The organism is Flavobacterium sp. CF108 (assembly GCF_900129795.1).
Classification (GTDB): Bacteria; Bacteroidota; Bacteroidia; order Flavobacteriales; family Flavobacteriaceae; genus Flavobacterium.
Genome location: NZ_FQWW01000009.1, coordinates 50,527 through 77,501 on the forward strand (window position 1 = coordinate 50,527; position 26,975 = coordinate 77,501).

24 protein-coding genes and 1 tRNA gene are annotated in these 26,975 nt (G+C 33.0%); 19 read left to right on the forward strand and 6 right to left on the reverse strand.

Annotated elements, in window-relative coordinates:
* The first annotated feature begins 2 nt into the window (after window positions 1-2).
* From BUE10_RS21045 to BUE10_RS21080, 8 genes are all read left to right on the forward strand, one after another.
* Window positions 3-2,870 carry a hypothetical protein gene (locus BUE10_RS21045; RefSeq protein ID WP_073488736.1) on the forward strand — a complete coding sequence of 956 codons (2,868 nt, stop codon included), beginning with the start codon at window positions 3-5 and terminating at the stop codon, window positions 2,868-2,870.
* A gap of 142 nt (window positions 2,871-3,012) precedes the next feature.
* The gene (locus BUE10_RS21050) at window positions 3,013-4,491 is read left to right on the forward strand and encodes a contractile injection system tape measure protein (RefSeq protein ID WP_143056018.1); all 1,479 of its coding nucleotides are present in this window, start codon (window positions 3,013-3,015) and stop codon (window positions 4,489-4,491) included.
* 12 nt (window positions 4,492-4,503) lie between these two features.
* On the forward strand, window positions 4,504-5,283 hold the full coding sequence (locus tag BUE10_RS23795; protein WP_083598239.1) for an eCIS core domain-containing protein: 780 nt from the start codon (window positions 4,504-4,506) through the stop codon (window positions 5,281-5,283).
* 19 nt (window positions 5,284-5,302) lie between these two features.
* A complete protein-coding gene (locus BUE10_RS24150) occupies window positions 5,303-9,337 on the forward strand; it encodes a GH-E family nuclease (RefSeq protein ID WP_073488742.1) in 4,035 nt (1,344 codons plus the stop codon).
* Window positions 9,338-9,359: 22 nt separating this feature from the next.
* Window positions 9,360-9,827, forward strand: coding sequence for an ankyrin repeat domain-containing protein (locus tag BUE10_RS21065; protein ID WP_073488744.1), 468 nt, complete (start codon window positions 9,360-9,362; stop codon window positions 9,825-9,827).
* On the forward strand, window positions 9,824-10,378 hold the full coding sequence (locus BUE10_RS21070; protein WP_073488745.1) for a suppressor of fused domain protein: 555 nt from the start codon (window positions 9,824-9,826) through the stop codon (window positions 10,376-10,378). The genes BUE10_RS21065 and BUE10_RS21070 overlap by 4 nt, the downstream gene beginning before the upstream one ends.
* Window positions 10,379-10,412: 34 nt before the next feature.
* Window positions 10,413-11,717: an ATP-binding protein gene (locus tag BUE10_RS21075; RefSeq protein WP_073488747.1), complete on the forward strand. Its 1,305-nt coding sequence runs from the start codon at window positions 10,413-10,415 to the stop codon at window positions 11,715-11,717.
* A 388-nt stretch (window positions 11,718-12,105) separates the two neighbouring features.
* Window positions 12,106-12,789 (forward strand): cytidylyltransferase domain-containing protein, encoded by a 684-nt coding sequence (locus BUE10_RS21080; protein ID WP_073488749.1) that lies wholly within the window; start codon window positions 12,106-12,108, stop codon window positions 12,787-12,789.
* 1 nt (window position 12,790) lies between these two features.
* On the opposite strand, the gene BUE10_RS21085 is transcribed toward BUE10_RS21080, so the two are convergent.
* Entirely contained in the window at window positions 12,791-13,741 is a 951-nt protein-coding gene (locus BUE10_RS21085) for a homocysteine S-methyltransferase family protein (RefSeq protein ID WP_073488751.1), read from the reverse strand.
* A gap of 258 nt (window positions 13,742-13,999) precedes the next feature.
* Here BUE10_RS21085 and BUE10_RS21090 point away from each other — a divergent pair, with 258 nt between their 5' ends.
* The 9 genes from BUE10_RS21090 (at window position 14,000) to BUE10_RS21130 (ending at window position 22,168) form a co-directional block, all read left to right on the forward strand.
* Entirely contained in the window at window positions 14,000-14,605 is a 606-nt protein-coding gene (locus BUE10_RS21090) for a porin family protein (RefSeq protein ID WP_073488752.1), read from the forward strand.
* A gap of 212 nt (window positions 14,606-14,817) precedes the next feature.
* Window positions 14,818-15,879, forward strand: a complete 1,062-nt coding sequence (locus tag BUE10_RS21095; protein ID WP_073488754.1) for a sensor histidine kinase — start codon at window positions 14,818-14,820, stop codon at window positions 15,877-15,879.
* Complete coding sequence (locus BUE10_RS21100; protein ID WP_073488756.1) at window positions 15,860-16,621, forward strand: LytR/AlgR family response regulator transcription factor; 762 nt, start codon at window positions 15,860-15,862, stop codon at window positions 16,619-16,621. Before BUE10_RS21095 ends, BUE10_RS21100 begins: the two co-directional genes overlap by 20 nt.
* A 145-nt stretch (window positions 16,622-16,766) precedes the next feature.
* Window positions 16,767-17,312 carry a DUF4494 domain-containing protein gene (locus BUE10_RS21105; protein ID WP_053470608.1) on the forward strand — a complete coding sequence of 182 codons (546 nt, stop codon included), beginning with the start codon at window positions 16,767-16,769 and terminating at the stop codon, window positions 17,310-17,312.
* Between the two features lie 179 nt (window positions 17,313-17,491).
* Window positions 17,492-19,003, forward strand: a complete 1,512-nt coding sequence (locus tag BUE10_RS21110; RefSeq protein ID WP_073488758.1) for an ArnT family glycosyltransferase — start codon at window positions 17,492-17,494, stop codon at window positions 19,001-19,003.
* A complete protein-coding gene (locus tag BUE10_RS21115) occupies window positions 19,004-19,528 on the forward strand; it encodes a DUF4269 domain-containing protein (protein ID WP_073488760.1) in 525 nt (174 codons plus the stop codon).
* Between the two features lie 126 nt (window positions 19,529-19,654).
* Window positions 19,655-19,727 (forward strand) — tRNA-Met (locus BUE10_RS21120).
* 161 nt (window positions 19,728-19,888) lie between these two features.
* Window positions 19,889-20,983, forward strand: a complete 1,095-nt coding sequence (locus tag BUE10_RS21125; RefSeq protein WP_073488762.1) for a Ppx/GppA phosphatase family protein — start codon at window positions 19,889-19,891, stop codon at window positions 20,981-20,983.
* Window positions 20,984-21,193: 210 nt separating this feature from the next.
* Window positions 21,194-22,168, forward strand: a complete 975-nt coding sequence (locus BUE10_RS21130) for a polyprenyl synthetase family protein (RefSeq protein ID WP_073488764.1) — start codon at window positions 21,194-21,196, stop codon at window positions 22,166-22,168.
* Between the two features lie 14 nt (window positions 22,169-22,182).
* Here the strand turns inward: BUE10_RS21130 and BUE10_RS21135 are convergent, their stop codons facing one another.
* The gene (locus tag BUE10_RS21135) at window positions 22,183-22,509 is read right to left on the reverse strand and encodes a hypothetical protein (RefSeq protein WP_073488766.1); all 327 of its coding nucleotides are present in this window, start codon (window positions 22,507-22,509) and stop codon (window positions 22,183-22,185) included.
* Between the two features lie 121 nt (window positions 22,510-22,630).
* Here BUE10_RS21135 and BUE10_RS21140 point away from each other — a divergent pair, with 121 nt between their 5' ends.
* On the forward strand, window positions 22,631-22,843 hold the full coding sequence (locus BUE10_RS21140; protein WP_083598240.1) for a helix-turn-helix domain-containing protein: 213 nt from the start codon (window positions 22,631-22,633) through the stop codon (window positions 22,841-22,843).
* Window positions 22,844-23,113: 270 nt separating this feature from the next.
* Here the strand turns inward: BUE10_RS21140 and BUE10_RS21145 are convergent, their stop codons facing one another.
* The 3 genes from BUE10_RS21145 to BUE10_RS21155 form a co-directional block, all read right to left on the reverse strand.
* Entirely contained in the window at window positions 23,114-23,527 is a 414-nt protein-coding gene (locus tag BUE10_RS21145) for a hypothetical protein (protein WP_073488770.1), read from the reverse strand.
* A 157-nt stretch (window positions 23,528-23,684) separates the two neighbouring features.
* Window positions 23,685-24,284 (reverse strand): REP-associated tyrosine transposase, encoded by a 600-nt coding sequence (locus BUE10_RS21150; RefSeq protein ID WP_073488771.1) that lies wholly within the window; start codon window positions 24,282-24,284, stop codon window positions 23,685-23,687.
* 147 nt (window positions 24,285-24,431) lie between these two features.
* Window positions 24,432-25,202, reverse strand: coding sequence for an RHS repeat-associated core domain-containing protein (locus tag BUE10_RS21155; protein WP_073488773.1), 771 nt, complete (start codon window positions 25,200-25,202; stop codon window positions 24,432-24,434).
* Between the two features lie 959 nt (window positions 25,203-26,161).
* On the opposite strand from BUE10_RS21155, the gene BUE10_RS21165 reads away from it, so the two are divergent.
* Window positions 26,162-26,404 carry a hypothetical protein gene (locus BUE10_RS21165; protein ID WP_073488776.1) on the forward strand — a complete coding sequence of 81 codons (243 nt, stop codon included), beginning with the start codon at window positions 26,162-26,164 and terminating at the stop codon, window positions 26,402-26,404.
* A gap of 137 nt (window positions 26,405-26,541) precedes the next feature.
* On the opposite strand, the gene BUE10_RS21170 is transcribed toward BUE10_RS21165, so the two are convergent.
* On the reverse strand, window positions 26,542-26,970 hold the full coding sequence (locus tag BUE10_RS21170) for a hypothetical protein (RefSeq protein WP_091291046.1): 429 nt from the start codon (window positions 26,968-26,970) through the stop codon (window positions 26,542-26,544).
* Window positions 26,971-26,975: the final 5 nt, after the last annotated feature.

Below are 26,975 nucleotides of genomic sequence, written 5' to 3' on the forward strand. Positions count from 1 at the left end.
TCATGGCAGCAAAACTTACCACCATTACAGGACAATATCATAGTTATGTAGCAGATCAGGTGTTGACACACTATCAGCTTAACGAAACTATTGATTATTTTGATGACCAAAATCGATTAAGCAGAGTCTTTCTTACCGGTACAGGAATTGTTTGCGGCTTTCAGGTTTCGACAAATCCCGGCTACTCGACCGTAACTATAACTCAGGGAAACGGAATTACTACTGATGGTGATTTGATAAAATTATCCGTAAAACCTTCTACTCCCGCTGATATAGCATTGGCAACAGCCCTTAAACAAAAATTGATTTCGATTGATATTCCAAAAATTGATTATAAAAGCTATAAAGTTTTTGATATTGATAAAGGTAATTATCCGCATTTTAAAAGCGGTACTGCAATGTTACCTATGTGGGAATTACTGCCTGAAAAAACAGGCGCTTTAGAAACCGGTGAATCTCTGCTGACTAGTTTTCCTGATTTAAAAAATCATGTTGTTCTTCTATACCTTGAAAATTATACTAAAGAGGCTACTTTATGCGATGAAACTGATTGTTCTAACAAAGGCGGCGAAGAAGTTTTTAACTTACGTGTACTTGTAGTAAGCCAGGCAACTGCTAATATTATTATTAGCAAAACCAGTACGCCGCAGAGAGATCCTCTTTACAGCAAATACGATGTTTTTGATAAATACAGTATGCTTGAAGAATTGGGCGTAAAAAAAGTAATCCCAACATTCAATAATACCTCAACTGCTGCTAAAATCAAACAGCTTTTTAATACTGTTGTCAATGATGTTTCGTTTAAATCAGAATTACTTGCCAATTTAGCTACTGTACTTATTCCCTTTGGTTATGTAACACAGCTTGCTGCGATTAACACCCGCTTGAATACGCTTTTTACCATTGACCCAAACAATATTCCGGCAGATATTCATTATCGATACGATTTATTAAAAGATATTGTGGCAACTTACAAAGAACTGAAAGATCTTTTTTTACAGCTAAAATCAGAGTGTAATCCGCCGATAGGTTCATTTCCAAAACATTTATTATTAGGACTTGTAGAAGAAAATAATCGATATAAAAATTACAGACACCAGTTTTATAAAGCGTCTGCTTTAGACCAGAATAAAACATTTAGCAATTTTGACTCTTTAGTTAGAAGACTTAAAGGCATTTTAGATAATTATCTGGTAAATGCAAACAGCGTTAAAATTACACCATCCAAAACAATAGGTAAACTGGGTGCAAAATCAGTTCCGTATTACTATAATGTTGATGATAACTTACTGCATGCCTGGGATTTTGAAAAAAGCACTCTTTATAATCATCAAGCCAATTTTAGTTATCATACCACAAATTTACTCAACAGCGATTACATCAAAACTCCGTTGAGTTTTTGCATAGACGATCATGATTTTTACCGAATTGAAGGCTATCTAAACGACAGCGTTGATGATGTAAAAGCATTTTTAATCGCAAAAAGAATAGAATTTGGGCTGGATTTTGATTTTTATATTATGGATGTTGTTGAAAATGCCGCCGATTTAAAAATCTTATTCAACACTAATTATTCTTTCGAACATAAAGCCGGAGTTAAAAAAGGAGGTACTTTATTACTGCTAAAATCAGGCACTACTTTGATAACCGATTTTGCTATTGATGGAAAAATAAATCCAGACAGCGGATTAGGATGCTGCACCATTATGGGCTGTTTATACCCGTGGATTAGCTCCTTACGATATATCAATAATTTATCAAGAAGTTTAAGAGGAAGCAGAAGCGACAAAGTTGATTTGCCAACTCATTACAAACTAAGTGTAAAAAAATATACCATAAATGGCGTTAATTTAATTACAGACAGAGTTTTAATAGATATTCCGTTAGATCAGCTTCTTGCCCGTCGTTTGCACGTGGTAATGGAAACACTCAATAATCGATTCCCTACCGGTCTTTTATTTGATTTTATTGAAGAAGAGAAAAAACTTAGAATCATGCGTCTTGAAAAAGACACTTTTGAATTTGAAGTTCAAGATATTACACTTTCAAGAAATGCTCCAACGTATACATTTACACAAAACGGAGTGACCAAAAACGGTAAAGTTTATTCTTCAAATAAAATAACCTGCGCCATCATGAATTCGCATAAAGCAGAAATTTATAAAAAAATCCATGCTTATTACGATCCTATCAACAAGGACGATGATGATTTTGGACGCTTTAATGACGATTGGGATAAATTCGAATATTTAAGAAGCCAGCTACGATTCCATGAAGAAACCAAATCGTTTATAAGATTTCCGAAAATTTTCGACGACTATTACACTATTCCGGTAATTTATAATAATCAGCAAAATGAGGACACAACTGTTGCCGAAGAACTATTAAACATTGCTCAGGAAATTGTTAGAATAGACGATAATTATAATGAAATTTATATTGGCGGCGACTGGACCAGTGGTAACTATGTAAATACTACTATGCAGTCGTATTATCTGGAAAATTACACAGACACAAACGATGAGCTGGTATTGTTTATGAATTTAAGAACAAAAATTCATAACGAATCAAAAGTGAGCAAATACATGATTCACATTGATACAACCAGAAATGTAAAACTTTCTGATTTTGAAGAACTATTTACCAAATATGCTAAAAAAGCAGAATTCTATTTTTATAAACCTACCAATGGTAATTTTATTAAGATAGAACAAAATCGTTTTTCTAAAGATGGAAGTATCAAAAAAAGGGTTTTGGTTAACAAACAAAAAATAACCAAATCTCCTATTACCAAAAAGGTAACTAAACCTGTTATCAAAAAAACACCTGTTACTAAGAGAACACCAAAGAAACCGGGTGACACCAAATAAAAAAGCTTGAGACGAATGCCAAAACTGGCAAATCTCAAGCTTTAATGGGGAGCTGCTATCAATTACGACAACTATCTTTTCCCAGTATAACCTTCACGGTCAGATACAAATGTAGGAAAAAATTTTATACAAACAAATAAAAATGAATAAAATTTCACATAGCATTCAAAAAGTTTTTTTAGAGATAGACACCCCCTCAATGGCGATGGCTAATTCTATCAAAAACAACCTTGCTGTGTTCCTTCAAAATGAGGTAATCCCTATTTTAGAAAAGCAATTTAATTCAATTAAAAATATTGATAATCAGATCATTCAAATAGAAAAACTAGAAATTAATCTGCAATCTATTATAGGCAAAAACGATGTTTCATTTTCTAATAATCATATAAAAAACCAAATCGAAAAAGAGGTTCAAAAAGCACTAAATGAGCTGCAAAAAACATCAGAAAACGAAGGTAAAAGAAGCCCTGAAATTCTTACAATTTCACCCGAAGACAAGGACCTGAAAACCTTCCTTTATTTTATAGAAAATGGCAGTATGCCGTGGTGGGTTTCTAATGTAAATGAAGTAGAATTTTTCAAAAAAATCACTTCTGAACAATTAAAAAATGATGTTTTCAAGATTGCGTTCAAGAGATTAATGGAGCAGAAAAAAGTTCAAAACCGAATCATAAACCAGTTTTCAAATCAGGAAATTGCATTATTGAGTTCGGCAGTTTTTGGTTTAGAAAAACAGCAAAAAGCAGTCTCAAAAAACATTTTAATAAAATTACTGCATCAAAAAACACATGCTTTTAAAGCGGCGTTCTGGCAGTTGATTTTTGATTTTTGGGTGGAAAAAAAACCACTCAGCCTCATCAAATTTTATTATAAAGAACAATCTCAATTTTCAGCTGATAAAATCATTTTTGAAGATTTTATTGAAAACATAAAAACGTTCGTACCACTTGATTTTACTACTGAAGAGCTGATACAAATGAAAAAGGATCATTTAGTTTCTGAAAAAGAAAAACCAATTATAAAAACCAATTCTGATACAATAAAAGAAGAAAACAAATCAGAATCGGAAATTCATTTAAAAGAGGAATCTATAATTGAAGATGAGTATCAAGAAGACAGTGCCAATTCTAAATCATGTTATGTACAAAATGCAGGTTTAATTATTCTGCATCCCTTTTTAAAAGAAATGCTAAAAAGCTGCGGTTTAATGGATGATAACAACACTCTTTTAAACAAAGAATTAACAGCGCATATTTTGCATTATGCGGCTACAAAAAGAGAAAATGACTACGAACATTTGATGCTTTTTGAAAAGTTTTTATGTGGAATACCACTGCAGCAATCCATACAAAAGGAAGTCAAAATTGAGGACAAACACAAGCAGCAAGTAGAAGAAATGTTAGACTCAGCAGTTTATCATTGGTCTGCCTTAAAAAATACTTCTACAGCTGTTTTAAGAACCGAATTTCTTCAAAGAGAAGGTAAACTGGATTGGAGCGAATCGAATCCAAAACTGACTATTGAACGAAAAACGCAAGATCTTTTATTAGAAAAAATCCCATGGAATATCAGCATCGTTAAAATTCCGTGGATTCAAAAATTAATCTATACCCAATGGTAAAATTATATTGTTATGAGAGCATTTGAACAACGAAAAAAAAACGCCCCATCCCATTCTAGTTTTTTTGAACCTAAAATTCAGAAAAAACTAAAAACAGGAACAGCAGGTGATCAATTTGAAGTAGAAGCGGATAAAGCGGCGGATAAAGTGGTTAATAACAATATGTCTGGAGGCGGGCTTTTGCAGTCGAAAGAAGAAGTGCAGCAGAAATCTATTTCAGAAAACATCACCTCTATTCAAAGTAAAGAAATAAAGGAAGAAGAACCTGTGCAAAAAAAAGCTGATAAAAAGGAAGAAGAAAAATCAGTTCAAACAAAAGCAGAAGAAAAAGAAGAACCGGTTCAAAAAAAGACTGAGGAGAAGGAAGAACCGGTTCAAAAAAAGACAGACGAAAAAGAAGAACCAGTTCAAAAAAAGACTGAGGAGAAGGAAGAACCGGTTCAAAAGAAAGCCGAAAGTACCGGAAGATTTATTCAGAAAAAAGAAGAGAAAGAACCAACCTCAACAGTTGAAAAAAATTTAAAAAAAGGCGGCGGAAATTCTTTAGACCGTGATATACAATTAGAAATGGAAAATTCCTTTGGAGTAGATTTTAGTCCAATACGAATTCATACTGACGATAATGCCGCAAAAATGTGTCAGGAGATGGGTGCACAAGCCTTTACAAATGGAGTTGATATCTATTTCAATAAGGGAAAATACAATCCAAATTCAGTACAAGGAAAAAAACTGCTCGCTCATGAACTCACTCATACCATTCAACAGGGCGCAATCACTCAAAAGAGGAAATAAATTGTAAATCTATTTATCAATGAATGCTTTTTCTAATAAAAACAATCCTACTTCAAAACACTCTGCTCAGTCAAGAGATAAGGGTGAAGAATCTTTTTTTGGAGTTCAGGCAAAACTTAACATAGGAAAATCAAACGATAAATACGAAATTGAAGCAGATTCTACCGCTGATAGGGTGTTATCCAAAAAGGAAAACAAAAATAATGACACTTTTTTTTCTCCGGCTGCAATACAAAAAAAGCAAAACAATTCAATTCAAAAAAAGGAAGAATCTGAAAATGAAATTCAGGAAAAACCATTATCAGAATCTATTACTCCGATAGTTCAGCTGCGACCTGACAATGAAGGAATCGTTCAACAAAAAGTGCAATCAAATACATCAAAAACCAGTTCTAATATAGAGCAAAAACTTAAGAGCTCTAAAGGGAATGGTTCAACTCTTTCTGAAGATACCAAAACAGAGATGGAATCTGGTTTTGGAACTGATTTCGGGGCTGTTCGTATACACAACGATTCGAACTCTGTGCAAATGAATAAACAGCTGGGTGCTCAGGCATTTGCTCACGAAAATGATATTTATTTTAATGAAGGAAAATACAATCCGGATTCTAAAGATGGAAAACATTTATTAGCTCATGAATTAACACATACAATCCAGCAAGGTGCAAATAAACCTTCGATTCAGAAAACCGAAGAAGAGCATCCAAAACAAGTTGACAAAGACCAAACTGCAATTTCTGAAAATCAAAATCCATCTGCAAATGAAGAAGGAGCAAAGAAAAGAGATGAAGCAAAAAATACAATGGATGAGGAATTATCCGAAGTATCAACTGAACCAAATGTAGCAGTAGAAAGAACAGAAGGAGAACCAACTGTATTGAAACCAAAAGAGTTTCCGGCGCAAGATGCAGTAGAACCTCAACCTGAAGAAACGGAATCAGAAACGGAACCAGGGTTTGAGCAAGAAGCCGAACCGCTGGTAGAGGAGCCTAATGTTGAGGAAAATGTAGAAGAACAAGCAAGTCAAATTTTAGGCACTGAAACACAAACTGAGGTTCCAAAAAATGGAAACAAACAACAAGCCCAAACTAATCCTATAGCCGTCAATGAGAATTCTTCTTTTGGTGAGGAAGATTCTGCCACAACCAGTACAGAAACAGAAGCTAATGAAACTATTATCAATCAGATACCTGATCGAGAACTAACTGAAGCCGAATTTATGGCAGAACTGGAAAGCGGATCTCCTGCAGAAAAGGTATCTGTGGCTCAGGGCATGTTATCTGAACTTCGTAATTATGGCGAACAGGAAAAACAAGCTGTATTGTCTAATGCAGAATCACTTATTGGTGAGATTATGACAAATACTGAATCTACTATTGCTGCTATAAATATGGAAATATTAGCAAAAACAAGTCAGATCGAAAGCATATTTTCATCAAAAACTGCCCAGTTAAGTGCATACGCAGCTCAACTAAAAGCAACTGTAGCAAGTCTGGTAGAACAAGAAAAATTGAAAGTTGATGCCGATACACTTGTAAATATTCAAGATTTAGAAGCTACGCTTGAACAAAGAAAACAAGAAATAACATCATATACTGATTCCGAAAGCCAACAGCCTCAAACCATTGTAGACTCAGAAATACAAAGAGCCAGCTCTGAATTAGAAGCCGCAGCAAGTCAGGCTGAAGCCGAGGGAGAGATGGTAGCAGGCAGATATTTAGGAAATGAAGACCCCGCGCCAGAACAACGTCAGGTAGCTCGACAAGTAGGCCGGGAAAGTGCAGCAGATATCAGGGATAAAATTCCTGGGATAAGAGAAGAATTAAATAATAAAGCCGAGGAATACAAAAACAGATATCAGGGATTTGCTGTAAAAATACACGAAAAAATAGATGAAGTAAAACCACAGCTCATTACTCCTATAAATGAAATAGCAGCTAGCACCAAAACTACCTTGGATACCCAAAAAGAAACTACTATTCAAGCAATTGATCAAAGACTGGCTTCAGATACACAAGCACTTGAAACGGCAAAATCTGCTAGTATAAGTCAAATTCAAAGTCAAGGTGAAGAAACCACAAGCGAAATTCAAGGTATTGCCGAACAAACAATTAATGAAATTAATGAAAACAAGCAAGAAATAATAACTTCTATAGATGACATTGTTACAGAAACAGAAACAATAATATCTGCAGAAGAGGCTCCATATCTTGATGCGATTAGAGAAATTATAGATTCATCGAGAGCTAACATACAGTTAACATCAGCCAATGGATTAGAGCAACTACAGACATTTACCTCTGAAAGTTCAAGTTTAATGACCGAAACACAGTTACAATTTTCAACTGCAACAGATCAAACACTACAAAGTGGGACACAGCAAGCAGACGAACTAGTAAATAAAGCGATAGCTTCTATTGACAAAACAGCAGGCAAAAGACAAACTGATGCACAGACGGCAATAGCTAATTTGACAACGCAGCAACAAGAAATAATTACCAATGGTTTGACCCAAATTGATGCCGGAATAGAACAATCTAAAGAAGAATTAAGAGCTGTAACTACTGAATTTAGAGGTGTTGCAAAAGAAGCTACCGACCAAAGTATAGTTGATGCAAAAAAACCATTAACAGACCAAACCAGTACAAGAGCAGATGCTGCAGCTCGAGATTTAGAAGGGTCATGGCTTGATGGAATAATATCAGCAATTGGTGAGTTATTAGTTGGATTCTTAATTTTAGTGGCAATAGCTTTAGTTGTAGCTATATTGGCAGGAATTACCTTAGGTGCGGCACTTTTAATTGTAGGTGCTGTCTTCCTTGTAATTAGTGTAATAGCAGCATACAGTTATAGATCTGCACAATTTCAGGCTATGGGCAGGGATGCCGGATTTGGAGAAACGCTACTCTATGCTCTTTCTGATGCAACAGGTATAACCGGAATTGTAGAAGCATATACAGGAGTAGAATATGTAACTGGAAATACATTAAACAAAACAGAACGAGGACGAAGAGGTACAATTGGATTCGTTACCTTAGCAGGAATAATAATGGGCGCAAGAGCAGGTATTAAAGCATTTAGAGCGCCGCCGGGAACTTTCTTAAGACCTACTAGCATATTTAATGGCTGGAGAGCTTTCAGTTTTATTGAAAACGTCAAGGGAGTTTGGGGCGATATTGTTGCCATAGGAACAACCATTAGAAATGCCGGAACTCGTATATATGAAGCTTTTAGACAAGCTGAAGGATTTGTGGATTTCGTTAGAAGGCTATTCCGACCAACTCCGGAAGAAACCCCTGCTAATCCTTTGAGAGGAAGAAGACCAGCCATGCCAGAACAGCCGGTAATTGATGAAAATGGAAATTTAACTGAATATGGAAGATGGTATTATGAAAGACCGGGTAATTTCAGAAATCGACAAAACCTAAGAAACTCAGTTTGGGAAAATGCTGTCGAAGAAGGAAATGGAACTGTAAGAGATCCTGTTTCAGGAGAAGAAATAAGTCCAGACAACTGGATTCTCGAAGAACGTCCAGGGCAAGACCTTGCTACATTACAGCGCAATGCAGCGCAAAGAGGAGCTGGAAGAAATGAATTTTTGAATGATTATAACAACCCACGTAATTATCGTCCAAGACAAAGGGTAACAACAGCAGAATTTAGTGGAGAAAGACCTGCTACTCCGCAGCAGCCTGTAATAGATTCTGCTACTGGCGAATTAACTGATTATGGCCGATGGTACTATGAACGTCCATCAGGATTTAGAACAGGAGTCAGAGACACAACATGGAGCAATGCGGAAGCAGGCAGTATTGATGGCGTTGTAAGAGATCCTTTAACAGGTAGAACAATGTTACCAGAAGAACCTTGGGATATGGGGCATCGTTATGGTTTCGAGTTTTGGAAACATAGAGTAAGTGCTGCACAACGAGGAATTGGGCGAACACAATTTATTGATGAGTATAACAATCCTAATCATTATCGTCCTGAATTACCAAGTTCAAATCAAGGACATCAGGGAGAAGCACCGCCCGGAATATATTATGGAGATTAATTTATAACTTTACAAGAAAAAAATGGAAAATATAAACACACTTTTTATTGATATCCAAAATGGAAATATCGATAATGTTAAATCATTTTTTAAAACAAGAGATATTAACACCACCGATAACTTCAACAGAACTGCAATCATAAATGCTGCATTGTACAATCAAACAGCTATAATAAAATGGCTTTTAGAACAAGGGGCTGATATTAATTTACAAGATAAAAATGGTTATACAGCACTGCATTTCTCAGCCCAAGAAGGAAATATAGATTCAACAATGCTTTTGCTGGAAAATAAAGCAAATCCAAATATTAAAGATATTCATGGCAATACCCCTGCATGGGTTGCTATCATGAATTGGAAAGCTGGTGCCAATTTTGATACTCTGGATCAATTAGTAAAAAAAGGTACCGACTTAACAATTAAAAACTGCGCAAATCGATCTGCATTAGATCTAATTCCTGAACCAATAAAACAAAAACTCAAAATATGATTGACTCCTCTCAACCAGCTGCTGCTTTTTTAACAAAAATGGAATCTATTTTTAAAGCAAAAGCATCAATATATAGAGCAGCACCATCAAATGACGATATACTTGAACCGGCTGTTCTCGTTTTTAATGATGTGCCTGAAAAAGGATATCTGACTTGCGTAACCTATGGTCTTTCATTTGTAAACCACGAAAAATGGAATAAAAACAAACGTCCTGAACTTCTACTTTCTATAAAATCTAATGATGTAAATTGGGCACTTCTCATTGCTGATCTGGCTTCAGAATTAAGAGGTAAATTTCCATTTTCATATGGTCAAAGAATCAATCTCAATAAGAAAATTGAAGGAACAAACATATCGTATTTTTTAATTTTTGCTCCAGAAATTATTGAGTCTAATCAATTTTTAAATATTGATATTGGGCTGGACTATCAAATATGTCTTACCGGAATTTATCCTTTAACAAAAGGTGAAAATGACATTATAGATCTTATAGGATTAGAAGAATTCTGGAAAAGTGATCAGTTTGATCTTAGCAATATAAATAAATAAAAACAGCATTGGACATTCTTTAAAAAAGTATAAAATGGAAAATGTATTCACTTACCTAAAAAACCAATTCGTATTTCAGCTTGATAATCTTTTTCAGACCGAAAACCCAATGGAAAAACCTGCCTTGAATCAAATTGATTCAAATGGGTTTATAAACGAATTCATCATCGAAAATAACCTGACAGAAATTGACATTCTTTTGTTGGGATTAGCTCTTGCGCCGCACGTGAAACCCGATTTTTTAAGTTCGGTTATTGCCGAATATTTACCAAATGGCGGTGAATTACCTGAATTTGGCGGAATAAAAACCAAAAACCATCGCGGAATTTTACCAACGGGCGAAACGGCTCAGTTTTTAATTGCCGGTAATGATCTTGATGACCGAATTTCATTTTATGATTACCTGCACAATCAGTCTTTTCTTTATCAGAAAAAAATCATCAAAATAGAATCTGTTCCAAATGGTGAACCTAAATTGAGTGGTTTACTGATTTTAGAAGACGAATACATCGAAAAATTCATTACCGGAAAAATCCTAAAACCGCAGCTTAGCAGTATTTTCCCTGCCCAATTAATCGAAACCCAATTAGACTGGGACGATTTGGTGCTCAATTCTTCTACTTTAAATCAAATTAAAGAGATAGAAACATGGCTTAAATTCAACGATATTTTACTTCATGAATGGAATATGAAAGCCAAAATAAAACCTGGTTTTAGAGTAATGTTTTACGGTGCACCAGGAACGGGAAAAACGCTTACGGCTTCACTTTTAGGAAAATATACCCAAAGAGATGTTTATAGAATTGATTTATCTATGGTGATTTCGAAATACATTGGTGAAACCGAAAAAAACCTGTCTTCTCTTTTTGACAAAGCAACAGATAAAGACTGGATTCTGTTTTTTGATGAAGCCGATGCAGTTTTCGGAAAAAGAACAAATGTTCGAGATGCACATGATAAATACGCCAATCAGGAAGTTTCGTATTTACTGCAACGCATCGAAAATCATCCGGGATTGGTTATTCTGGCTTCTAATTTTAAAGCAAATATTGATACAGCTTTTACCCGAAGATTTCAATCTATAATTGAGTTTGAAGTGCCTTCTTACGGCGAACGTTTAAGATTGTGGCAAAATAATCTTCCAGCAGGAATTAAGATTGCGGAAGATGTAAACCTTAACGAGCTTTCAAAAAAATACGATATTACGGGCGCCAATATTGTAAATATCATTCAATATGCTTGTTTGAGAACTTTAGAAGATCAAAACAAAAGCATCAACCTTAATCATCTGCTTCAGGGAATTAAAAAGGAATATGCTAAGGAAGGGAAAATGATGTAAACAAAAGTCTATGCTTTTAATTATTAAGTAATACGAATCAAGAGCTGAAATGTGCCGTTAGGCACTAAATATTGGTAGAAAACATGAATTGAAATAAATTTAGCGTGCCGTAGGTACGTAATAGTTATCATTTCGTTGCGTACCTACGGCACACCAATGAATTTCGAACCTAATATTGACTAACAATATTTAGTGCCTAACGGCACATTTCAAGTCTTAATTTATATGATAAAACATAAGCAGATAATACACTGCCAATTATTTACTGTTTTTTTTCTTTAGGCGGCTACTTCAAATCAAGTATTTTTACCTGAACCCAATTTGTTCTATCTTTATAAATTAGTTTTACAAAATAATCGTTATTTTTAATTCTCTTATTAAAGACGCTATGAGCAATTTTCTTACTGCCTTTTTACCAATACAAAAAGAGTATCCTTCGCATGTTTTACCTAATAGAAATTTTCTTCCATTTAATGGTAAACCTATGTATCAGTATATGATTGAAAAATTACTGAAATTCAATGAATTTGAAAGTATTGTAATTAACACTGATTCAGAGGAAGTTAAAGAATATTGCAAATGGAACGGCAGATTAAGAATAATTGACCGACCAGAATCATTAATTGGCGAAGACATAAAATCAGATCTGATAACGGCTCATACTCTTGAGAAAATTTCGGGCGAACATTTTATCGAGTTTCAAAGTTTTAATCCTTTAGTAACAAATTATACCATAGAGAGTTTCATCAAACAATATATCGATTACATCATGCCCGGAGAATATTTTGATTCGGTTTTTAGTATACAGCGTTATGAGTTGAGAAATTATGATCTCGAAAAAAGAGAAATGAATGATGAATTTCAATTTTCAATAATCCAAAATGGAATTCTTCATGGTTTTACCCGTACTTCTTTCCGCAAACAGGGAAAAAAGATTGGAAAAATGGCTACAGTATCCGAAGTAAAAGAAATTGAAAATACACTTCTGGATTCGGATACCAATTATGAATTAGTGAAGCTGGTTTTTGCAAACCAAGATAAATTTCCTGCTATTTTTCATAGTGGAATTTAATTTACATTATTTTCAATTGACCAGCAATTTCAACAATATGTTCTTCATCGGTTCCGCAGCAGCCGCCAAAAACATTTAGATGCGGGAAAGAATCTTTTAATGTTTTATATTCTTTTCCTAATTCTTTGGGTACTCCCCTGTCCAGTTCTGTGGCTTCGTCTAATTCGGCGTGACTTTTACAGGATGCATTTGCGCGAATGGCTTTTATTCGTTTTACCCAGTTTTCATTTTTGCTTTCGCTTAATTCGTTTAAAAAATGTGTTGGATGCGCACAATTAATCATATAATATATTGGCGGGATATTTACACTTTGATCTACTTTTTCGATAGCATCTTTTAAACTCATTCCTGTTGGAAGTTTACCATTTGTTTCTACCGTAAAAGAAATAACTACAGGTAAATTAAAAGATGCTGCCGCTTTAACAATTCCAATTGTTTCTTCGATATAATTCATTGTAAGTGCCGAAACAAAATCTATTGAAGTCTGGCTAAAAGCTTCTATTTGCGCTGTGTGGTATTGCTGTGCTTCTTCAACACTCATACAATTTTCTGGTACATAACCATCGCCGCGAGGGCCAATGCAGCCACTTATTAAAATAGAATTTATATCGTTTTTAAATTCTGTTCTTAAATCTGCTAAAAGAATAACGGCTTTTTCATTCAGTGTGGCTAATTCGTTTTTGTGATGACCAATCTTTTCAATCCAATCTGGATTTGTGCGCCAGGTGGGAGTTTCTAATATAAAATTGGTTTGATACTTTTTTGCGATTTTTAAATATCGGGTGTAATAATTTTTAAGGGCATTATATCCTTCCTGATTTTTTAATAAATCAAAAGCGGCGAAATACGGAAGATCAAATCCTTCCAGAAAAACTAATGTTGTTTCGAGTCCGCCATCTGTTAAAAATATTTCATCCGTTTCATTTGGCAAGGTTTTTTTATTGTTTTCCATATGCTGCAAATAATTACAAATATTTAATAATCAAATAAATAACAATATAAATATACAAAATTTGATGTTTTGTAAAAAAATTATTCTAGGTTAGAAAAAGCTTTCATTAAGTTTTCCCTTGCCGCACAAATATCTCCTAAAAACCGTTTCAGCCACAATTTTGTCCGTCTCCCCAAAATATATCCCATGAACTAATTGAGGCCGCTATACTTTTGGCTTATATAAAAACAATAAGTAGTACATATTAAAATTTAAATTATGAAAATCTTAAAAAAATTATTCATTGGTTCTCTTTTTCTTGTCTCTGTAAGCGGCTTTAGTCAAAGTTTCCTTAAAAACCTGCAGGAGCATCTTTATTTTGGTGTAAAAGCAGGAGCAAATTACAGTGATTTTACAAATGCCGATTTTGATACTGAAGGCTTGACCGGGTTTCATGCTGGTGCTTTGGTTGGGTATAAATTCAATGATCACTTCGCAGTTCAGGAAGAGTTTCTATACTCAACTCAAGGGGCAAAAATTAAAGGCGGTATTATGGATGACGAAGATATAAAGCTTTCGTACGTAACTGTTCCGATTCTTTTAAAATACAAAACAAACTTCGGATTGTACCTTGAAGCCGGGCCACAAGTTGGAATTTTGGTAGATGAAGATTTTACAAGTCTGGGAATTAGTTCTGATACAAAATTTGCTGAAAAAATTGACGGCGAAGTCGCTGCCGGAATTGGTTATCAATTTCAAAACGGACTTGGAATTGGAGCCAGATATTACCATTCTTTTACCGATGTTACCAAAATAAAAACAGCGGGCATAAATAGTGATTTTCAAAATAACAACGCACAAGTAAGCTTGTTTTATATCTTTTAATAGATAAAAAATTATCACATATTTACTGTTTTATCAACAATCAGCAGCTTCTAATACTTGAGAGTAATTAGGAACTGCTGATTAAATACAAAATTATAATTACCCTCCCCGCTTTATCACAGCAATAGATCATTAAATTTGTATATTCCCTAAAATAAATAGAATCCTTATAATCAAGAAAATAATTCGATTTTTTAGTACTGCATATTTAGATGATAAGAAATATAAAAAGATCAGTAACTCCTCAAAACACCAAAGAAATCCGAAGGCTTAATATGTTTCTCGTAGGATTGGCTTTTCCGTTTACTTTTTTATTGCTTTTTCTTTTTGAGGAAATCCTTTCTGCCCTCTTTGTTCTCGCTATTAAAACCGCCTGCTATATGCTTATCACAAGTAATTTATTAGTCTGGATATTAAAGTACAGTGCTAAAAAATTTCCTGATAACCTTTTCAAATTTAATTGCTGCAGATATACCCTAAGTTATATTTCGGGCATTACAATCTATCTTACATTGTGGCCTATTTTTGCCTCTCTGGCTAATATTCCCACTCGTTTAGATAATTATAAACTCTTAGCTGCTTTTATAGCTATTTCTACGGTATTGACTACCATTATACTGTTTCTTCATGATTTTGTAATATTCAAAGAAAATAAAATCCAGACAGAACTTGATTATTCACGTTTACAGCTTCGCAGTACTCAGGCTGAAAATCTCTTACTAAAACAGCAGATCCATCCTCATTTTTTATTTAATTCCTTAAATACATTAAAAGCTTTATATAAAAAAGATCCCGATTTGGGAGAAGTGTATTTGCTGCAGTTAGCAGATTTTCTACGTTCGGCAGTATCATTAAATAATAGCCATGCAGCTACACTTGAACAAGAATTGGAAATTTGTAAAAACTATTTGAATATGCAGAAAATTCGTTTCAATGATGCATTAGAATGGAATTTACAGATAGAAGATCCTGAAATGTTAAAAGGTTATATACCTGCTTTTTCGCTTCAGCCATTGTTGGAGAATGCCATTAAGCATAATATATTTACCAAAGAAATGCCATTGAAAATCTTAATTGAACAGCGAGATTCTTATATAACTGTATTTAATATTATTAACTTGAGAAATGCAGGAGAAACATCTACTAAAAGCGGACTAAGCAATTTAGCCGAACGTTATCTGCTATGGTCTGGTGAGGAAATTATAGTTAAAAATGATGGAATTTCTTTTTCTGTCAGCATTAAAATCATGAGTCATGAAAATCGTAATTATTGAGGACGAAATACTTGTTGCAGAAGAACTTGTCAGCAATCTTAAACAAATAGATCCAAATATTGAAATTGTAACTATTTTAAGTTCTGTAAAAGAAGCTGTAAATTATTTTAATGCGAATTCGCAGCCGGATCTTATCTTTAGTGATATTCAGCTTGGTGACGGATTAAGCTTTGATATTGCAAAAGATATCACCATAGATGTTCCTGTTATTTTTTGCACTGCCTTTGATGAATATGCCCTGGAAGCATTTCGGGTTAACGGAATCGAATATATCCTAAAACCTTTTAGTCTGGAATCTTTAGGAAAAGCACTGATGAAATTTCAAAATATGCAGAAAATCATGGCCGGAAGTATTGCTCAAAAATATGAAGCTGCAATGGAAGCATTAAATGCCAAAAATAAAAACAGCAGTACTACAATCATGGTTAAATATAGAGACAGACTGCTGCCTTTTACCCATGACAAAATAGCTTTATTTTATCTTGAAAATGAAGTTACCTATGTGCAATGCCATAATGGAAAAATTTATTCTATGAGTGAAAGTCTTGAAGAACTGGAACATAAAACGGCAGAGAAATTCTTTAGAATGAACAGACAATTTTTAGTGAACCGTAACGCTATTATCGATGTGAGTGATTATTTTCCGAGAAAGCTTAAAGTTAATCTACTTTTTTCATTTGACAAGGATATTATTGTCAGCAGAGAAAAAAGAAGCAGACTACTGGCTTGGCTTACCGTTTAGAATAAAATTACAAGAGTTAAAATTCTAATTTCAAATCAATCAATACTTTACAAAAAACAAAAGCAAATTGTGAATATCTATTTACCGAAACCCTGATTTATTTTCCTGTAAAATCTATCTTTGGCATCCTTAAAAATTAGAAAAAATGAGTGCAATTTGGTACGAATGCAAAGTAAAGTATAGAAAAACCGATGAAACTGGAGGCCAAAAAGTTTTAACAGAACCTTATTTGGTAGATGCAGTATCTTATACAGAAGCTGAAAAAAGAATTAACGAAGAAATGGCCGCTTATATTAGTGAAGAATTTAAAATCACCAATATTAAAGTAGCTAATTATGCTGAGATCCATCCCTTTGAAAATGCCGACCGCTGGTTTAAATCGAAAGTGTCTTTGATTGCATATGATGAAGAAAGCGGAAAAGAAAGAAAATCAAACATGTATATGTTAGTTCAGGCAAATGATGTGAGAGAAGCTTTTGATAACACAATTCATGTTATGAAAAACACAATGGGAGAATATTCTATTCCTGCCATTTCAGAGTCGCCAATTATGGATGTTTTCCCTTATTTTAGCGGTGAGGAAGAAGAAACCGAAATGCTGGAAAGATTCAACGCTCTTAAAGCTTCAAAACCTGCAAAAGCAGATGAAGAAATAATAGATCACATGGAATTTGAAACCGTAGAGGAATAATTTTTTTAAAATTCTAAAAAATTAAAATTCCAAATTCCAATATTGAAATTTTAATAAATCAGCTTCAGAGAAATCTGGGGCTTTTTTATTTTCTGGCAGTAAAGCTTACACCTATTTTCAAATCAAAATAAATCCTATATTCGTTATACAAAACCACTTACAACCAAACCAAAAACTCCATGAATAAAAAAGCACTTATTTTAATTGGGTTTATTATTTTAAAATTTGTCCTGCAATATGTTTTGATAAGTCCCGAATATGATTTGCAGCGCGATGAATATTTACACCTTGATCAGGCCCATCATTTGGCTTGGGGTTATTTATCTGTTCCGCCGGTAACTTCTTGGTTTTCTTATATTATATTACTGCTCGGAAATTCTGTTTTTTGGGTGAAGTTTTTCCCTGCCCTTTTTGGCGCTTTAACACTTTTAATTGTCTGGAAAACTATTGAGTTTTTAAAAGGGAATTTATACGCCTTGGTTTTGGGTGCGCTTTGTATTTTATTTTCCGCTTTATTAAGAATCAACATGCTGTATCAGCCCAATTCATTTGATGTTTTGTGCTGGACATTATTCTATTATATTTTAATTCAATATGTTACTGCAGAAAAATCAAAATGGCTTTATATTGGCGCTGTTGTCTTTGCTTTCGGTTTTTTAAATAAATATAATATCTTATTTCTTTTAATTGGTCTTTTACCGGCAATTATACTTTCTAAACAAAGAAAAATATTTGCAGAGAAAAAATTATACTTCGCCTTGATTTTAGGATTATTATTGATTCTGCCGAATTTATTATGGCAGTACAATAATCATTTCCCAATTGTGTATCATATGAAAGAATTGGCCGAAACGCAATTGGTAAACGTAGATCGCGCCGATTTTGCCAAAGAGCAGATTTTATTTTTCATAGGCGGCTTTTTTGTTATTATTTCTTCTTTTTATGCTTTACTTTTTTATAAACCTTTTGAAAAATATAAGTTCTTTTTTGCCTCGATAATTTTTACATTAATTGTCTTTTTATACTTCAAGGCAAAAGCTTATTATGCAATTGGCTTATACCCTATTTATATTGCCTTTGGTTCAGTTTTTCTTGCAGATGTTTTACAAAATGGCTGGAAACGTTTTTTAAAACCCGTATTTATTGCGCTTCCTTTATTATTTTTTATTCCGATGTATTACTTGGCTTTTCCCAATAAAAGTCCAGAAAAAATAGTAGCCGAAAAACTGGAAACGCATCGCTGGGAAGATGGAAAAGAACACAATTTATCGCAGGATTTTGCCGATATGCTGGGTTGGAAAGAACTTGCCCATAAAACAGATTCGGTTTATACTTTGTTCCCAAAAACAGAAAATACTCTGGTACTTTGTGACAATTACGGTCAGGCCGGAGCTATAAATTATTACACCAAAAAAGGAATTAAAGCGGTTTCTTTTAATGCTGATTATGTAAACTGGTTTAACTTGAATCTTTATTATGCAAACCTAATTAGGGTTAAGGAATTTGAAGAAAACAGTACCGAGTTTAAAGAGACAAGTCCGTTTTTTGAATCTGCTTTTGTTACAGACGGAATCACCAATAAATATGCAAGAGAATACGGAACTAGTATTTTCGTTTTCACGAAAGCCAAAATCAATATCAATAAAAGACTTGAACAGGAAATCAAGGAAGAAAAAAATTACGCCAAATAAATGATCGATTTCACAAATATTGAATATTTAAAAACCGGGAACCCAAAACAGGTTCAAGCTTACGAAACCTTAAAGCAAAATAAGGTTATGGAAGTTCTTTCTGAATTTGATCCAATCTTGGCAGGAACAATTCCCATTAATATTGATATTGAAAACAGCGATCTTGATGTTATTTGTTATTGGAAAAACAAAACCGAATTTATTGCCGCAATTTCTTCTTCTTTCGAAAATAAAAATGGATTTAAAATTAGAGAAACTATTATTGATCAACGCGAATCTGTAATCGCTAATTTTAAAATAGATGATTTTGAAATTGAAATCTTCGGACAAAATATTCCAACCAAAAATCAAAATGCCTACAAGCATATGATTATTGAACATGAAATATTAGAATCAAAAGGCGAAAATTTTCGTTTAGAAATCATCAAACTCAAACAAAATGGTTACAAAACCGAGCCTGCTTTTGGCGAATTATTAGGTTTAAAAGCCAATCCATATTTAGAATTACTAGAATACAAAGTGTGACTTAAGCAATCACAAGTCGCAATTTACTAAATATCAGTTACTTAAAATTAAAGTTATTAAAATAAAAAATTTTCAATAATTTCTTTGCATAACAGTATTTAGTGCGTATCTTTGCACCCGAAACATCGCGGGATAGAGCAGTAGGCAGCTCGTCGGGCTCATAACCCGAAGGTCACAGGTTCGAGTCCTGTTCCCGCTACTAAGTAAAGCTTCAGAGAAATCTGGAGCTTTTTTCTTTATAAAAAAAAAGCGGTTTGCAAAAAAGCTAGCTTTTTGATTGATTTTCTTTGCGTTAACGAGAAGAAAAGCAATAATTATCTTAATTATTTATCTAAAATTATATTTTAATCGTAAACTCCAATGTTTAAAAAAAACAGCCCCAAAATTCTTATTCTTACCTTTTTAAGTTTATTTTTTTCCATCAATTCATTTTCTCAAAAAAATCTTTATGCCGGAATTGAAGTTGGCCGAAGAGCTATAAAAGTTTCAGTTCTGGATGTAAGTAATATCAAAAAAGCCGATTATAAAATTCTTTCTTTCTGGACTGAGAGAATCAATTTTGCCGAACATATTGCTAATACCGGCGAACTTACTGTAGACGATATTAACAAAGCCAGTACTATAGCAGCAGAACAATTGGTAAAAATTAGAGCCGAATATAAAATGCCCGAAACCAACATTTTTATTGTAGCCGCTCCTGTTTTTTCATCTGCCCGCAACGCTGATGTTTTAAAAAATAAAATTGCTACGCTAACAAACAAAGAACTAGAGATACTTAATGTTAACGAAGAGGCAAAAACACTAGTTAAAGGTGCAATGCCTCCTGTTGATTATTCTAATGCTTTTTTGCTTGATATTGGCGCACAAACTACTAAAGGCGGATACATTGATGAGCTTGAAGATAACAAATTAGAGTTTATTCCTTTGGAGCTTGATTTTGGTACAATGACACTTACTGATGCAGTGAAAAAAACGGTTGTAAATCAAAGTCAGGTTAATGATATGTCGGCATATCAGGAAAAATCTTTTGATTTTAACTCGGTGCTGCGTAAGAAAGTGCAGGCATTGCTGGACAAAAATCCTCTTTTATTAAAAAAAGACAAAATATATTTATCAGGTGGAGCTGTCTGGGCTTTTGCAACTCTATATTATAATGAAAATGTAAAAGAGCATTATATTTCTTTAAACATGGAAGATATTCTTAATTACGATGCAATCCTTAAAAATAACTTCGTTAAATTCACTAACCTTGCTAAAACCAATAAAGAAGCAGCAAGAGTTTTGAGTACTTATAATCAGGAATACCTAATTTCTGCAAACAACATATTAATTGCCTGCCTAGAAGGTGTTCCAAATTTAGAGACAAAGAAAGTATACTTTGTAAAAGAAGGACAAGTAACCTGGCTTATTTCATACATTGCCGATCGTTCTAAAAAAGTAAATACTAATTTTTAAGATCATCCTTTATAATCCATACCAAAGCTTCAGAGAAATCTGGAGCTTTTTTTATTGAACATAATTGAAACTCAATAATTTAAGAAAAATCCTAAAAAAATTAAATAATACGCATCTGATTTAGAGAATAAATTAATTTGTAGAATTTTTCTTAATTTAATTTGTAAAAAGCTGTATTTTAGCTGTTTATAAATTAATAATTTTAATTTTATGTATTCAATAGCTCAATACACAGATTTTTTTATTAGTTATTTAGAGAATCAAACTATAGACAAAGAGCCTAAAAATCTTTATGAGCCTATAAATTATATAATGTCATTGGGAGGAAAAAGAATACGACCGGTTCTTACTTTACTTACTACAGAAATTTTTGGTACAGACTACAAATTAGCATTACCAGCAGCTTTAGCCATAGAGGTTTTTCATAATTCTTCACTAGTTCATGACGATATTATAGACGAAGATCCTATAAGAAGAGGAAAACCAACCGTACATAAAAAATGGAATACTAACGTCGCAATTCTTGCCGGAGATGCCATGATTATTCTAACCTATCACTATCTGCAAAGTTACGAACCCAATCTTGCCAAAACTTTGACTAAAGCAATGAACAAAATGGGGATCGAAGTTTGCGAAGGGCAAACATGGGATGTTGATTTTGAAACGCGACAAGATGTTACGGTTTCAGAATACCTAAAAATGATTGAGTGCAAAACCGGAGCGCTCATAGCTACATCAATAAAAATAGGTGCCATTATTGCTCAAACTTCTCCCGAAAACTGCGATTTAATTTATGATTTCGGGCTTAATTTGGGCTTAGCATTTCAGCTGCAAGACGATTATTTGGATCTTTTTGGTGATACTCCAACCTTCGGAAGGCGATTATGCGGCGATATTATTTCGAATAAAAAAACCTATTTATATTTCAAAGCTCTTGAAGTTCTAACTGAAAGCGAAAAAGAACAATTAATGGAATTGTATGCCGTTCGACTTGATGATAATGTCAAAAAAATTGAAACCATTACAGCATTATTTTTGAAATCTGGAGTACCAAAAGCTTCTCAGGAATCTATTAGAAAATATACTTCTAAAGCTTCTGAAATTTTAGACAAGATTAATATAGATGAAGATAAAAAAGCATTATTGAGAGCTTTTGCAGAGAGTTTAATTGGAAGAAGAGTTTAAATTTAGCATATGTATTAAATGTTCGTTTCTAATAAATCATTGACCTCATCCAAAAATTCAAATTCATCCAAAGGAAAAAGCTGCAGCACTAACTCTAAAATAAGCCCTACATTAATAGATTGATTTTTTCCTGTTTCTGAAATTTTATGCGTTTCGTGATCTACCGCCAAAATACATAATTGCAGCATATTTTTAATAACGCAGCCTAGCTCATAATAATTTATCAATTTAATTTCGGCAGTATAAATATCTTTTTCATCATTAGCACGTTTTAGGGTATTGAAGTACAATGCGGATAGCTTTTTAATATTGTCTAAATTTTTAGTTTGTTTTGTTTCCATAATTATCTATTCTTCTACTTTATTTTTACTTGATCCAATCTTTACATTTAGTTATCGTATAAGATAACCAGTTTCCGCAAATATATAACAAAATTTGAATTATCATAAAAGATAATTTATTTTGGAGCAAACTATACAACAAAAGGTTGGAAAAAGAATTCAAGAAATTAGAATTCAGAAAAATATCACTCAACAGGAATTAGCTGCAAAGTGTAATTTTGAAAAGAGCAATATGTCTCGATTAGAAAAAGGAAATGCTAATGCTACACTTTCAACTTTAGAAAGAGTTTGTGAGGCATTGCAAATAGATTATATTGAATTATTTAGGTTTTGAATACTTGATCTAACGCTTGTAAATAATCTATATTATTTCACAAAGTATAAAACACAAAAACCTCACATCTGTGAGGTTTTTGTGTTTTATACTTTGTTTTATTAATTTTTTTCATTTGTACGAGCGGGACGCACCAATGAGAGGGGACACTACTATCAATCTCTGATTATCTGGAAATGTTATATGGAAATGTTATATGGAATTATTAACCATCAACACACCTAGTCTATTACAAAAAAAGGTTTTCTTAAATATCAAATTATTCATTGTCTATTCAGCAAACATTTGATAAATGAGCACTTCTAATTTGTCATTTTTATAAAGATTTCCATTATTCCATAAAATGACTCCATTATAAATAGTGTAATTTATAGTATACAAATATTCTTTCCCTCCTTCATAAAAATTTATGTCGAAAAACCCATTGTTCATCTTCATATTAACATCGGCTTTAATAGGTTCTGAATTGGAGAGTCCATTAATTATCTTCTCAATCTCTGCTTCATTTGTAATAACTAAGTTTCCACTTTTAAGGTTATGACCACCATTACAAAAAACTTTATTTGTTATTGTAATTTCTTTTATTTTTGAAGTATCAATCTTCTTATTTTTATTCTCTTGTCCATTACAAGAAACAATCAAAATTAGAAATAAAAACGATATGTATCCAAGTATTTGTTTCATAGAGATTACTATAATTTAATTTAACATTATTATTCCCGCTCTCCGAAGTGTTTTCTAATTCAATGCACGCTGCGCAAATGTCTCTGACTTTGCGCCACTTTTTAAATTTCCATCAGAAAACGAAAACGTCTAAAAGTCTCTGACTTTAAAATAGATTTCAATACTGATTATAACGAACAAATGATTTATTATCTAAAACATTAACAATTATATTATCTGCTTTTTCTATTTTTAGCAAGCCTGAATCATAAACATAATTACTTGCACTTGAATAAACATAATCTGAGGCTTTAGCAACAAGTCCAGCTCTTACAGGATTTAAATGTATATAATCTAATTTAGACCACATAAATTCATTTGTATAAATTTCTTCTGCATGGTTTCCGTATTGCCAGAATTGGTATTCTTTATTTCTTGAATGGCTTTGTGTAGCTAACTTAAAACGTTCCAACATCCATTCTCTTCTACTTTCGGGACTATTTTGAATTTTTTCGAGAATATTTTTAGCAGTAAACTTTTTAAAATCCCTTATTAAATCTGATAATTTCCCATTTTCAGACTGAACAATTAAATGTATGTGATTACTCATAATAACATAACCATATAAAATCATTCCTTTATTCTGAATACAGTATTCTAAACTTTCAATAACAATATCTCTATAAATCTGACGTGTAAAAATATCTACCCAGTCTACAACTGTAGAGGTTATAAAATGTGGCAATGCCTGATCCCTGATAACGTATCCTTCTTTCATTATATTTTTTTTACAAAAATATAAGATTTAACTTATTTATTTTATCATTTCTAGAAATAGACAAGAAAAGTCAGAGACTTTTGACACGCTTATAATTTCTAAGAACAAAAAAATTGCGCAAAGTCAGAGTGAACTGCCCCCAAAAAGTTAGACACTATTTGGGGGCAGTTCAGAGACGTTTGCGCAGCTTTTCATAAGGAACTCTTCGGAGAGCGGGTTAAAATCATTTGGATAATGTGCGTACTCTGGTTTACCATGTCCATTATCTCCCATACTCATTCTTTCATCAATAAAATCCGTATCTGAATGATTATGATATGATTTTATTTTTTTATCGTGAGCAATTCCAGGAGATTTATCATTAATATAATAAGTTCCCAGTTGAATTTTATTTTTACCTCCATCTCTAAAAAAATGCAAAGAAAATTCATTTTCTAAAGAATTGTCTGAAATATATTTAAAAAGACTTAGATAATTGTTTTCATTATCATTAGTATAATCACTTGTTGATAGATAACTACCATTGCCTTTATCAGATTCTTTACTTAATTGTCCTATCAACCCAGATTTAACAGTAACACCATCTTCCTTAGTAAATTGTCCATCACCATTAGTGTCTTTCATATCAAATATTGAAGTAGTATCTTTTGTTCCACTTGAAGAAGTTATGTCTGTTATACTACTACTATCAACGGCATACATTGTATCTGTTTTTTTATCTTTTTCTTTTAAAGCTAATATAGTTCTTCCTGATTCTGTTAATAAGTATACATCCATTCCGTCAGGGTCAATCGAATTAACTGGACTATTCATAACATAATTATATGGTGTTTCTCCAAAATATCTTTCTGCCATCGGGTCTATATTCATCCAACGCCCAAGTGCAGGGTCATAATTACGTGCTCCATAGTCGTACATGTTAAGCCCTAGTTCATCCTGTAGTTCTTTTCCATTGTACTTATACTTGTATTGTCCTGTGCAATATCAAGCTTCGCGCGAGCATCTTCTTTTTAAGAACGTTCTTTTTCATTTTTCCTACTTGGTAAAAATAGAAAAATAAATAGATTATATTCTCAAATGAAAAGAAAAAATATAATTATTTTTCTTACAATTTTTCTTTTCATTTGAAAAAAAATAAATTCATTATTTCTTTCCAAATATTTTAGTGAATGGTATTTTCGGAAGTACTTTTTCAAAAAAATTCGTTATTAGTGGTATTCTGTCTTTTTCGACAAAATTTAATATAATAGTCATCACAACGATGAAGACTAAAACAATTATTAATGATAATAAGATTGTGTTCATGATATTTCGTTTATATATAAATATTCCCATTTTCTAAAAAAGTTGATTTTTTTTTAAATTATTTTTTTATTCGCCTATTAGGGTTTTAGACTCTAAAAAAGGACGGTTTCTAAAAATCCCAGCGTCTGCAAGGTATTTACAAGCCTTAAAATAAAATAGGACACTAAAAACTGCCCTGCCTAACCTTTTGTTTTTTTTCATTTTTACAAATTAAAGCAGCGTATTTTAGATATGCTGTGACATGGATTTACAGCAACATTATATATTCGGGAGATTAAAAAAAGTTGAAGATTTCAACTATTTTCGATGGATTGGAAGGCTCGATTTTTTTGGAAGGATGCCTTCCTTAATATTTCAATTGAAAAAAAAACATTCCTGGCATTCTTCCAAAAAAATGAGCATAGCCCTTGTGGCGATTGAACAAATAATTAAGGTTCGTAGTGCGTTGGCAGAAGCGTCGGCCTTGGGGGGTGGCGCGTCGGGAGTGCGGCTATTTTACATAACGAGCTTATAGTGAAGGGCAAAGCGAACCCGAAGGGCCTGCACTATAATTGCTTGTTATGTAACATAGCTTGGGAGTGGGCTGGGCTTTGAGCGTTGGGAGCAGCTTATTGCAATTGTGGAGCCTGCGGAACAACTTGCAATGTGCTGCAGGAGCGCTGGCAGAAGCCCAGACCGCAGGAGCGTCGGCTGAGGAATTCAATATTAGTAACTTAACCAATGATAATGGTTTTCCATTAGGTTACTGTGACGGTACTAAAATAGTAGAAAAAAGATTCAATATCACCGCAGGTACATTTACGGCTATTCCCTAAACATGTAGCAACTCCATAAAAACCAAAAGCCACTCCGATATTGAAGTGGCTTTTTTGATTATTGTTGTGAGTACAGTTTATAAACTGCTCTATCCGTTGACGAAATTTAGTATATTTCCGAGCTATCTGGTTTTATCTTATCGAGAAATCCTGCTTAATATAAATTTATAATCTGTATTCAATTGAGAGAGTTCAAGTGTTTCTATATTATTTGCAATGTTAAATTTAAAGATAAACTCTGTACCAGTTGCAAAAAAAGCGTTTCTATCATTTGCAGATTTAAAAGAGAAAACAATTCTATCGTTTTTAGATGAAAACTGAAAATCACAGTATTTTTTTTCCAAAGATTTTATATTTCCAGTTCCATCTTCAGAAAAAAGTATGGTTGGACACACGTTATACGAGGTCTCTTCACCACCTCCAGTACTTTTGCACATTTGCCATACACCAAATACAGAACCATCTAATTGTTGTTGTTTTATGTTTATTACTTCTGCCTTTTGTTTTGTATTCTTATTACAACATATCAGTGCCAAACTTATAAATATAATTAATTTTGTTTTCATGAATA